General features: G+C 68.9%; 9 protein-coding genes and 1 pseudogene. 6 read left to right on the forward strand and 4 right to left on the reverse strand.

The genetic code is table 11. The features are described from left to right. Positions 1-212: pseudogene (locus tag PV679_RS35290) on the reverse strand (hypothetical protein); the annotation flags it as partial. 181 nt (positions 213-393) lie between these two features. On the opposite strand from PV679_RS35290, the gene PV679_RS35295 reads away from it, so the two are divergent. The 3 genes from PV679_RS35295 (at position 394) to PV679_RS35305 (ending at position 4529) form a co-directional block, all read left to right on the forward strand. Then, entirely contained in the window at positions 394-1341 is a 948-nt protein-coding gene (locus tag PV679_RS35295) for an SCO0930 family lipoprotein (protein ID WP_319685368.1), read from the forward strand. Positions 1342-1548: 207 nt separating this feature from the next. Continuing rightward, positions 1549-2361: an SAM-dependent methyltransferase gene (locus PV679_RS35300; protein WP_319685370.1), complete on the forward strand. Its 813-nt coding sequence runs from the start codon at positions 1549-1551 to the stop codon at positions 2359-2361. Continuing rightward, positions 2361-4529, forward strand: coding sequence for a putative bifunctional diguanylate cyclase/phosphodiesterase (locus PV679_RS35305; protein WP_416069870.1), 2169 nt, complete (start codon positions 2361-2363; stop codon positions 4527-4529). Before PV679_RS35300 ends, PV679_RS35305 begins: the two co-directional genes overlap by 1 nt. Here PV679_RS35305 and PV679_RS35310 read toward each other — a convergent pair. Next, a complete protein-coding gene (locus tag PV679_RS35310) occupies positions 4499-5452 on the reverse strand; it encodes a LysR family transcriptional regulator (RefSeq protein WP_319685374.1) in 954 nt (317 codons plus the stop codon). The two genes, PV679_RS35305 and PV679_RS35310, sit on opposite strands and share 31 nt — an antisense overlap. An 82-nt stretch (positions 5453-5534) precedes the next feature. Here PV679_RS35310 and PV679_RS35315 point away from each other — a divergent pair, with 82 nt between their 5' ends. The 3 genes from PV679_RS35315 to PV679_RS35325 are packed head-to-tail and all read left to right on the forward strand — an operon-like array spanning position 5535 to position 8942. Continuing rightward, positions 5535-6239, forward strand: a complete 705-nt coding sequence (locus PV679_RS35315) for a succinate dehydrogenase (protein ID WP_319685376.1) — start codon at positions 5535-5537, stop codon at positions 6237-6239. Between the two features lies 1 nt (position 6240). Further along, positions 6241-8199 carry a fumarate reductase/succinate dehydrogenase flavoprotein subunit gene (locus tag PV679_RS35320; protein WP_319685377.1) on the forward strand — a complete coding sequence of 653 codons (1959 nt, stop codon included), beginning with the start codon at positions 6241-6243 and terminating at the stop codon, positions 8197-8199. Continuing rightward, entirely contained in the window at positions 8196-8942 is a 747-nt protein-coding gene (locus PV679_RS35325) for a succinate dehydrogenase/fumarate reductase iron-sulfur subunit (protein WP_319685379.1), read from the forward strand. Before PV679_RS35320 ends, PV679_RS35325 begins: the two co-directional genes overlap by 4 nt. Positions 8943-9014: 72 nt before the next feature. On the opposite strand, the gene PV679_RS35330 is transcribed toward PV679_RS35325, so the two are convergent. Both PV679_RS35330 and PV679_RS35335 read right to left on the reverse strand, forming a co-directional pair. Then, positions 9015-9932 (reverse strand): AraC family transcriptional regulator, encoded by a 918-nt coding sequence (locus tag PV679_RS35330; RefSeq protein WP_319685381.1) that lies wholly within the window; start codon positions 9930-9932, stop codon positions 9015-9017. 72 nt (positions 9933-10004) lie between these two features. Continuing rightward, positions 10005-10913 carry a zinc-binding dehydrogenase gene (locus PV679_RS35335; RefSeq protein WP_319685383.1) on the reverse strand — a complete coding sequence of 303 codons (909 nt, stop codon included), beginning with the start codon at positions 10911-10913 and terminating at the stop codon, positions 10005-10007. Positions 10914-11181: the final 268 nt, after the last annotated feature.

Raw genomic sequence — 11181 nt, forward strand, 5'->3', positions numbered from 1 at the left:
GGCTCGGGCGGTGGCGAAGGCGACGGCGTCGGCAGGCAGTCGCCGCTGCCCGCCACCGCCACCGCCCATTCCGAACCGCCCGGGTCGAGCGAGGCATAGGCACAGCTGTCGGCCCGGGCGGGCGCGGCGGCGGCCGACAGAGAGATGAGTGCGGCGGCTGCCAACAGCCGTCCGACAAGCGATCCGTACACGGGCAGGAGCTTGTTCTCCATCTGGCGTTGTCACGCCAGAAATCATTCAAATTCCCTCTGATGGGCGGAATTTGGCGACCGCGGGTTTGATCGCGGAATTTTTTTTCAGCCGCGTTGAACACAATGCCGACCCCGGCCCGTACTTAGGGCCATGAGCAGCGCACCCGGCGCCTCAACCAGCCCATGAACAGCAGGAGTGGACATGAACACCTGGCGGAACGCCTCGCTCGCGGTGACCGCGGTGGCCGTGCTGTCCCTGACGACGGCGTGCGGTCAGGAGCAGGGCACCAATACCAACGGCCAGCCGGTCGGCGCGGCCGCACCGGCCGCTCAGCCGGCCGACGGCGGATACGGCGCTGACAGCGGTTACGGCTCCGGCACGGACGCCGCCGCGGCCGAGCCGGCCGGTCAACTCGCCGTGTGGGACAGCAAGAAGCTCGGCGAGGTCGTCACCGACAGTGAGGGTTTCACGCTCTACCGCTTCGACAAGGACACGGCGAACCCGCCCAAGTCGAACTGCGCCGGTGAGTGCGCGACGGCCTGGCCCATCGTCTCCGCGGACGACGCCGAGGCAGCGCCCGGCACCGACCCCGCGCTGCTCGGCGAGGTCACCCGGAGTGACGGCACCAAGCAGCTCACCATCGCCGGCTGGCCGATGTACCGCTACACCAAGGACACCAGCCCCGGTGACGCCAACGGCCAGGGCGTGGGCGGCACCTGGTTCGCCGCGGCTCCCGACGGAAAGAAGGCGGCCCCGGGCGCCGCGTCCGATGTGACCGCCGGCGATCTGCCGGGGCTGTCCGTCCGCAAGGACCCCAAGCTCGGTGACATTGTGGTGGATTCACGCGGAATGACGGTCTACCGGTTCAAGAAGGACTCCGCCTGGCCGATGAAGTCGGCCTGCACCGGCGCTTGCCTTGAGAAGTGGCCGGTTGTCGCTCCCGTCGAGAAGAATGACACCGAAGGGATCATCAAGAAGGGCTTCGTGACCTTCGACAGGCCCGACGGAATCAAGCAGCAGAGCGTCGACTGCTGGCCCATCTACACCTTCAGCGGCGACACAAAGCCGGGCGACACCAATGGTCAGGGCGTTGGCGGCACCTGGTTCGCGGTTTCTCCGAATGCCAAGTTGGTGGGTGCGCCGAAGTAGTCTTCGCACCGCGCTCGCGGCCCGCCGGCACGCCGTCACGCCGCTCCACGTGACGGTGTGCCAGGCGCACGTGCCGCAGGCGTGTGACCAAGAACGGACCGCTAATTTCCGTTTGGGCTCGCCCTCTTGGCGGTCGATCAGTAGCCTCGGCTCGAACAACCGGCCTGGTACATGGCCGCATCCCGTGGCGACCTGTTGGAGACATCGATGGAGCGACCCGCCTGGGCCCCGCAGGGCATCGACATATCGGTGCCGAGCGTTTCCCGCATTTACGACTACTATCTGGGCGGTTCGCACAATTTCGAGGTGGACAGGGAAGCCGCCCGCCAGGCAATGGAGTTCATGCCGGGGCTTCCCAAGATCATGAAGGCGAACCGCGCGTTCCTGCGACGCGCGGTGGAATTCGCGCTGAGTGAAGGCGTCAGCCAGTTCCTCGACATCGGCTCCGGCATTCCGACCTTCGGAAATGTCCATGAAGTCGCCGAGGCCGCCGTCCCTGGTGCCCGGGTGCTTTATGTGGACCACGATCCGGTCGCCGTCGCGCACAGTCAGGCGGTACTCGCGGGCCACAAGAGCGCCGGTGTCGTGAACGCGGACCTCCGTAAGCCCGAGCAGATCCTGAACAGTCCCGAGACGGCCCGGCTGCTGGACCTGGACCGGCCGGTGGCGCTGCTGCTCGTCGCCGTCCTGCACTTCCTGGAGGACCAGGACGAGCCGTACCGCGCGGTGGCCGAGCTGCGGGACGCGCTCGCACCGGGCAGCCTGGTCATCCTCACGCATGCCTCGTACGACGGCATCCCGCTCTCGAAGGAGCGGGCCGGTGGCGCCGTCGGCGTCTACCGGAACATCCGCAATCCGCTGGTGATGCGAACCCGCGAGCAGACCGCCCGGTTCTTCGACGGCTTCGAGATGGTCGAGCCCGGCCTGGTGACCATGGCGCAGTGGCGGTCCGACTGCCCGGCGGAGCAGGAAGACCCTTACGCCTTCGCGGGCTTCGCCGGAGTGGGACGCAAAGCGTGATGGTGCCGTCGCAGACAACGGACTCCGCGGCGGACCCGGACGGCCTGGAGGACAGACTCAGGCGGTTCGTGACGATCTGGAGCCGGGCGATCTTCCCGGCGACGGCCACGTCCCTGACGCGCCCCGAGTTCGAAACGCATCTGCTGCCGCTGGCACGGGAGCTGAACGAGGCGCTGCACGCGCGCCACTTCGACACCGCGCCCGCGCAACGGGTCGGCGCCGCACTGGTGGCGGCGCACTGCACCGACCCCGAAGCCCTCGGCCGTACGCTCGGCGTGGTCGACTCCTATCTGGTGCTCTACTGCGGCGCGGAGGAGCTGTCCGCGGAGGACGGCAGATCCCGCTGCGCCCGCTTGCAGCACTCGCTCGCCGCCGGCTTCGCGCAGGCGCTGCGCGAGCGCACCCTTGCCGAGCAGGAGGCCATCGCACGCTCCGCGCTCGCGGCGCGCAGCGACGCCGAGGACGCGCTGCACGCCACGGAGGCCCGCTTCAGCGCGGTGTTCGAAGGCGCGGCGATCGGCATCGGGATCGCCGACCTCGACGGCAATGTCCTGGAGGTCAACGACACCCTCACGCAGATGTTCGGCGGGCTCGAACACCATGTCCGCAGCCGGAATGTGAGCGAGTGGGTCCATCCCGAGGACGTGCCTCAGGTCTGGCGGATGTACGGCGAACTGGTGCGCGGCGAACGGGAACACTTCCGTATCGAGAAGCCGTTCTACCGCAACGACGGCACCGTGCTCTGGACCAATCTGACGGTCTCGCTGCTGCGGGACGCCGAGGGCGCCCCGCAGTATCAGCTCGCGCTGATGGAGGACACCACCGAGCGCCGGCTGCTCAATCTGCGGCTGCGGTACGAGGCCACTCATGACGCCCTGACCGGACTCCCCAACAGGACGCTGTTCTTCGAGCGTCTGGAGAAGACCCTCGCCGCGGGCGACGGCGCGCGCTTCGGCCTCTGCTATCTGGACCTCGACGGCTTCAAGGCCATCAACGACAGCCTCGGCCACTCGTCCGGGGACCGGCTGCTGGTCGAGGTCGCGGACCGGCTCCAGAGCTGTGCCACCGCACCGGGCGAGATGGTGGCCCGGCTCGGCGGCGACGAGTTCGTGGCGCTCACCACCGGCCCCGACACCCAGCGCGGTGTGACCGATCTGGCCTCCCGGATCCTCGGCACGCTGGCCACACCCATCCGCCTCGAAGGCCGGGAGTTCACGGTGCGCGGCAGCATCGGCATCGTGGAGGGTCCGGTCGCCGAGCGCGGCGCCGCGGAGGTGCTGCGCAGCGCGGACATCACGATGTACCGGGCCAAGGCGGCGGGCGGCAACCGTTACGAGGTGGCCGACCCGGAGGCCGATGCCCGCGCCATCACCCGGCACGGACTGACCACGGCACTGCCCGCGGCCCTGGAGCGCGGCGAGTTCTTCATCGAGTACCAGCCGCTGGTCCATCTCGAAGACGGCACCGTGCACGGCGCGGAGGCGCTGGTGCGCTGGTCCCATCCGCAGCACGGCATACTCGGCCCCGACCGGTTCATCGCGCTCGCCGAACACACCGGGCTGATCGTGCCGCTCGGCCGCTGGGTGCTGGAACAGTCCGTACGGCAGGCCCGGTTCTGGCAGCAGCAACTGCCCGAGGGATCGGCCGGTCCGCCGCTGCGGATCAATGTGAATCTGTCGCCCGCGCAACTGCACCATCCCGGGCTGGTCGCCGACACGGTGGAGGTGCTCGACAGGGTCGGTCTGCCGCCGGCCGCGCTCTGTCTGGAGGTCACGGAGTCGGCGCTGATCGGCGCCGACGAGGATCTGCTCAAACCGCTGCGCCAGCTCGCCGAGATGGGCGTGGACATCGCGCTGGACGACTTCGGCACCGGTTACTCGAATCTGGCCAATCTCCGCAGGCTGCCGGTGAGCGTGCTCAAACTGGACCGTTCCTTCACCCAGGGCATGCAGCAGCATCCGGCGGACCCGGTCGATCTGAAGATCGTCGAAGGAATCGTCTCGCTCGCGCACAGCCTGGAGCTGGCCGTGACGGTGGAGGGCGTCGAGACCGGAGCGCAGGCGGAGCATCTGCGCAGGCTCGGCTGTGACACCGCGCAGGGCTGGTACTACGCCAGGCCGGGGCCGCCCGAGCGGCTTCACACGCTGTCGCTCGCGGACGCGGTCTGAGCCGCTGACCAGGTCGCCGGCCGGTCCGGCACCGCCGTGCCGGCCGCGGCCCGGGTGGCCAGCAGCACCTTCTGCAGTTCGCGGGCGGCGCGCGGCGGAGCGACATCGCTGCGGTGGGCGAGCGCGATCGTACGGCTCAGTCCCGGCCTGGCCAGGGCCGTGACCCGTAGATCGCGCGCCCGCGCTGCCACCATGCTCGGCACGACCGCCACGCCGAGACCGGCCCGTACGAAACCGAGGACGGCGTCCATCTCGCCGCCCTCCACGGTGAACGACGGCTCGAAACCCTCGGCCCGGCAGGCGGCCACGGTCAGCTCGCGCAGGTCGTAGCCGTGCCGGAACATCACCAGCGGCTGGCCCTGGAGATCGGCGATCCTGACCGGCCGCCGCGGGGCCGCGGCGGCGGCCGAGGAGACCACGACGAGATCCTCGTGCAGCAGCTCGACCGTGGTCAGCGCGGGCGACGGCGCCGGCAGCGGCAGCACCACCAGCGCCAGATCCAGCGCGCCGCGTGCCAGCGCCCGGACGAGATCGTGCGAGCCGCTCTCCTCGATCAGCAGCTCGATGCCCGGATGCAGGTCGTGGAAGGCCCGCAGCACCTCGGGCAGCAGACCCGTGCACAGGCTCGGCGGCGCGCCCAGTCTGACCCGGCCGCGCCGTAGCTGGACCAGCTCCTGCACCTCGTGCCGGGCGGTCTCGGTGTCCGCGAGGATGCGCCGGGCGAGCGGAAGCAGCGCCTCACCGGCGTCGGTGAGGGCGACATTGCCGCGCGCACGACGGAACAGCTCAGCTCCCAACTCCCTCTCCAGCGCTCTGATCTGCTGGGACAGCGAGGGCTGCGAGACATGGACCCGCTCGGCGGCGCGAGTGAAGTGCCTGGTCTCGGCGACGGCCACAAAGTAGCGAAGCTGCTGGAATTGCATACAACCATGATAGGCACAGGCTATGGACATGAGCCGGACCATGTCTTGGACCTCTGTTCCGCACCGACCTAGCGTTCTGTCCATGGCTCTGGCAACGCGGACGGACAGACGGCCGTCGATGACCCGCACCCTCTGGGACTCGACGGTCGGGAAGAAGACCGTCATGGCCGTGAGCGGCCTGATCATGCTCGGCTATCTGGTAGCGCACATGTACGGCAACCTGAAGATCTTCTTCGGGCTCGGCGCCTTCAACGACTACGCGCACTGGCTGCGGACCCTCGGCGAACCGCTCCTGCACTACGAGTGGCTGCTCTGGATCATACGAGTGGTCCTGGTCGCCGCCGTCGTCCTGCACGGCGTCTGCGCCTACCAGCTCAGCCGCCGGGACATCGCCGCCCGCCCGAGCAAGTACGTGCACAAGCGGCCGCGCGCGAGCTATGCCACACGCACCATGCGCTGGGGCGGGATCATCCTCGCCCTGTTCATCGTCTGGCACATCCTCGACCTGACGACCGGCACCGTGCACTCCGGCTTCCAGCCCGGCCATCCGTACCAGAACGTCCTGGAGACCTTCTCCACCTGGTACGGCAACGTGATCTACATCGTCGCGATGCTCGCCCTCGGACTGCACGTCCGCCACGGCTTCTGGAGCGCGGCCCAGACCCTCGGAGTCGGCAGCGCCGCCCGTGACCGGGTCCTCAAGGGCACGGCCGATCTGCTGGCGCTGGTGCTGACCGCGGGCTTCATCGCCGTACCCGTCGCCGTCATGACCGGAGTGGTGAGCTGACATGAACGAACCCAACAACTACAGCGAATACGCCACGGGCGAGCCGATCGCGGACACCAAGGCCCCGGACGGACCTGTCGCCGAACGCTGGAACCGGCGCCGCTTCGAGGCCAAACTCGTCAACCCGGCCAACCGCCGCAAGCACACCGTGATCGTCGTCGGTACCGGTCTGGCGGGTGGCGCCGCCGGCGCCACTCTCGCCGAACAGGGCTACCACGTCGTCCAGTTCTGCTACCAGGACTCACCGCGCCGCGCCCACTCCATCGCCGCCCAGGGCGGAATCAACGCCGCGAAGAACTACCGCAACGACGGCGACTCCGTCCGGCGGCTCTTCTACGACACCGTCAAAGGCGGCGACTTCCGGGCCCGGGAGTCCAATGTCCACCGGCTCGCCGAGGTCTCCGTCGAGATCATCGACCAGTGCGTCGCGCAGGGCGTGCCCTTCGCCCGCGAGTACGGCGGCCTCCTCGACACCCGCTCCTTCGGCGGCGTCCAGGTCTCGCGTACGTTCTACGCGCGTGGCCAGACGGGCCAGCAACTGCTCCTCGGCGCCTACCAGGCACTGTCACGGCAGATCGCGGCCGGGACCGTCGACATGCATCCGCGCACCGAGATGCTGGATCTGATCGTCGTCGACGGACGGGCCCGCGGCATCGTCGCGCGCGATCTGATCAGCGGCGAGGTGTCCTCGTACTTCGCGGACGCGGTGGTCCTCGCCTCCGGCGGCTACGGCAATGTCTTCTATCTCTCCACCAACGCCAAGAACAGCAACGCGACGGCCGTCTGGCGGGCACACCGCCGTGGCGCCTACTTCGCCAATCCGTGCTTCACCCAGATCCATCCCACCTGTATCCCGCGCTCCGGAGAGCACCAGTCCAAGCTGACGCTGATGAGCGAGTCGCTCCGCAACGACGGCCGGATCTGGGTGCCCAAGGCGCACGGGGACCGCCGGCCACCGGCCGAGATCCCCGAGGACGAGCGCGACTACTACCTGGAACGGATCTATCCGTCGTTCGGCAACCTCGTACCGCGTGACATCGCCTCCCGGGCCGCGAAGAACGTCTGCGACGAGGGGCGCGGAGTGGGACCCGGCGGCCAGGGCGTCTATCTCGACTTCGCCGACGCCATCGCCCGTCTCGGCCGCAGGGCCGTCGAGGAGAAGTACGGCAACCTCTTCGAGATGTACGAGCGGATCACCGCCGAGGACCCGTACGAGGTGCCGATGCGCATCTATCCCGCGATCCACTACACGATGGGCGGGCTGTGGGTCGACTACGACCTCCAGACCACACTGCCGGGCCTGTTCGCGATCGGCGAGGCCAACTTCTCCGACCACGGTGCCAACCGCCTCGGCGCGTCCGCACTGATGCAGGGCCTGGCCGACGGCTACTTCGTCCTGCCGTCCACCATCAACGACTATCTCGCCCGCAATCCTCACCACGACGAGATCGACGACTCGCACCCGGCGGTCGCCGAAGCCGTCGCCGAGACCGAGGACCGGCTGCGGCTGCTGCTCGCCGTCGACGGCGACCGTACGCCCGACTCCTTCCACAAGGAGATCGGCGAACTGCTCTGGGACCACTGCGGCATGGCCCGTACCGACGAGGGCCTGCGCAAGGCGCTCGACCGCCTCCCGCAGATCCGCGAGGAGTTCTGGCGCCGGATCAAGGTGCCGGGCACCGGCGAGCAGCTCAACCAGTCGCTGGAGAAGGCCAATCGCATCGTCGACTATCTGGAGCTCGCCGAGCTGATGTGCCTCGACGCACTGCACCGCACCGAATCCTGCGGCGGCCACTTCCGCGAGGAGTCACAGACGGAGGGCGGTGAGGCCGAACGCCGGGACGAGGAGTTCTCGTACGCCGCCGCCTGGGAGTTCACCGACACCGGCACGGCGCCCGTCCTGCACAAGGAAGACCTCGTCTTCGAGAACGTCCACCCCACCCAGCGGAGCTACGCATGAGGCTCACTCTCCGCGTCTGGCGTCAGCCGGACGCCGACGCCACCGGCGCCATGGTCACCTACGGCATCGACGGCATCTCCGAGGACATGTCGTTCCTGGAGATGCTCGACACTCTCAACGAGGACCTCATCCTCAAGGGCGACGAGCCGGTCGCCTTCGACCACGACTGCCGCGAAGGCATCTGCGGCGCCTGCGGTGTCGTCATCAACGGCGACGCCCACGGCCCCGAGCGCACCACCACCTGCCAGCTCCATATGCGGCACTTCAACGACGGCGACACCATCGACGTCGAACCCTGGCGGGCCGGGGCCTTTCCCGTGGTCAAGGACCTGGTGGTGGACCGGTCCGCGTTCGACCGGATCATCGGGGCCGGCGGTTACATCACCGCTCCCACCGGCGCCGCGCCCGAGGCGCACGCCACTCCGGTGCCCAAGCCCGACGCCGACTTCGCCTTCGAACACGCCGAGTGCATCGGCTGCGGCGCCTGCGTCGCGGCCTGCCCCAACGGCTCCGCGATGCTCTTCACCTCGGCCAAGGTCAACCATCTCAACGTACTGCCGCAAGGCGCGCCCGAACGCGAGACCAGGGTCCTCGACATGGTCGCCACCATGGACGAGGAGGGCTTCGGCGGCTGCACCCTCGCCGGCGAGTGTGCCACGGCCTGTCCGAAGGGCATCCCGCTGCCGTCGATCACGGCGATGAACAAGGAATGGCTGCGCGCGGTCCGCAAGGGCTCCCGGTAGAGCGTGTACGGCGCGCGATGCTTCTCTCGACCGCACTTGTGCCAAGCGTTGCCGGTGATCGCCTGCCTGCGATCACTTGCGAAGTCGAGAACGGTACTCGCCCGGGGCCATGCCCCGGGCACGTCGGAAGGCACGGCTGAAAGCGTGCGGAGAGCCGTATCCGACCGCACCGGATATCGACTCGACCGGCTCATCGGTATCGCGGAGCCGGACTGACGCCAGGTCCATGCGCCACTGCTCGACGTACGCGCCCGGCGTCTGTCCGAGGGCGGACCGGAAATGCCTGGACAGCGTCGCCCGGGAGACGCTCGTCGCGGCGGCCAGGGTCTGCGTGGTCCAGGGGTGTTCCGGCTGGGTGTGGACACATGCCAGGGCGTCGCGCACGACCGGATCACGCATCGCGCCCAGCCATGAGCCGGACTGCTCCTCCGGGTGGCGGGCCAGCCAGGCGCGTACGAACTGGACGAGCAGAAGGTCGACGATGCTGTTGACGGCGGCGGTGGCGCCGATCTGCGGCTGTGCGAGCTCCGCCGTGAGAAGTTCGACGGTCCTTCTGAGCTGTGCGTTCTCCCGGGCTGTGACGTGCATCGGCCCGGCGAGGGAGGTGAGCACCGGTGTGCTCACCTCCGGGTCCTGTTCATAGTGCAGAGTGATCACTTCCGTCTGCGCCGGTGCCGAGCCCAGTTGGAGGGCGCTTCCATCGGCAATGGCCCGAACGGCCGCCTTCTGGTCGCAGGTGCCCATCGTCACGCTGGAGCCGCCGGCTATCCCGTGTGCGGTGCCCGGCGACAACAGGACGGCGCCTCCGGCCCGCACCTCCAGGGGTTTCTCGCCGGTGACATGGAGCCACATCGTGCCACGGGACACCACGTGCAGTGCCGCTCCTGGATAGGAGTCCAGCCACTGGCCCCAGGTTCCTCCGGCCTTGAGCACGACCCCGAGCGCCCCACGCGCACCCGAAACACGCAAGACCTCCGCCAGCACGTCCATGCGTCCATCCTCGTCCACCGCCGCGAACCGCGGCCCCGGCGGGCGACGGCGCGTGTGTTCTCGTCCAGGGCTTCAGGCCACGTCAAGAACGATCTTTCCGTGCACCGTCCGGGCGAACAGCGCCCGGACGGCGTCGGCCACGTCCTTCCAGTCGCCTCGCAGTCCGACCGGTATCGCGAGTCTTCCGGCGGCTACGAGGCTCAGCAGATCCGTCAGCTCCTCGCTGGGCGGCGTCAGGTCGCCGTAGGTGGCGATGGTGCGGGGTTCGCCGAAGCCGAACAGGGTTCCTGAGGGGAACGTGGTGTCGTGGCCCGAGGTGCTCCCGACCAGGTGGATGGTGCCGCCCTCGGCGAGGGAACTCCACGCTCGGGCTGACAGCGGCCCGCCGACCGTGTCCAGGACGAGATCGAACCGGTCCTCGGTCTCGGCCAGGTCGGTCAGGACCTTGTCGGCCCCGAGTTCGCGGAGTCCGGCGGCCCGGTCCGGCGAACCGACGAGAGCTGTCACCCGGGCGCCCGCCAGCACCGCGAGCTGGACGGCGAAGCGCCCCACGCCACCGCTGGCGCCGGTGACCAGGACGTTGCGTGCCAGCAGGGAACGCTTGCGCAGCACCCGGAGTGCGGTGACCCCGGCGACACCCAGCGCGGCGGCATCGGCCAGATCCACGCCCTCGGGAACGGTGCCGAGCCAGGCAGGACTGACCGCCACCCGCTCCGCCCACGCGTGGGGAGCCATTCCCAGCGCGACGCGCGTACCTTCAGGCGGCCCTGAGCCGTCGGATGCGGCGCGCACCACCACGCCGGCCGCGTCGTGACCGTGCACAGCGCCGGCCGGCCACTCGTGCGCATACCTCAGCTCGCCAAAATTGAGACCGATGTGCCCTATCTCCACCAGCGCCTCACCAGTGGACGGCGCGGGCTCATCGACATCGGCGAACCGGATGGGTCCGGCCTCGCTGTGATCGACCACAAGGGCGCGCATAAGGTGTATTTCCTTCTCTCCTGGATGTGCCTGAACACTCGGCGCGGCAGCGGATCGAGTGCGCGAACGCCGCACTGCCGGCTTCTTGAAACCCTACGCACGACCAGCACAGCGACCAGCCCCGTGAGAATCAATCAGTTGACCATCTGTGTCAGCGCGACTCGCGGCGCCTAGCTTGATCTTTAACCTGTGCGGCGTGGACGCGGGGTCGTTGACTTCTTCGTGCGTTGCTTCGCGGAGCCTGGTTTGCCAACTGTGTGCACGTCAT

It is taken from the genome of Streptomyces sp. AK02-01A (assembly GCF_033795305.1).
Classification (GTDB): Bacteria; Actinomycetota; Actinomycetes; order Streptomycetales; family Streptomycetaceae; genus Streptomyces.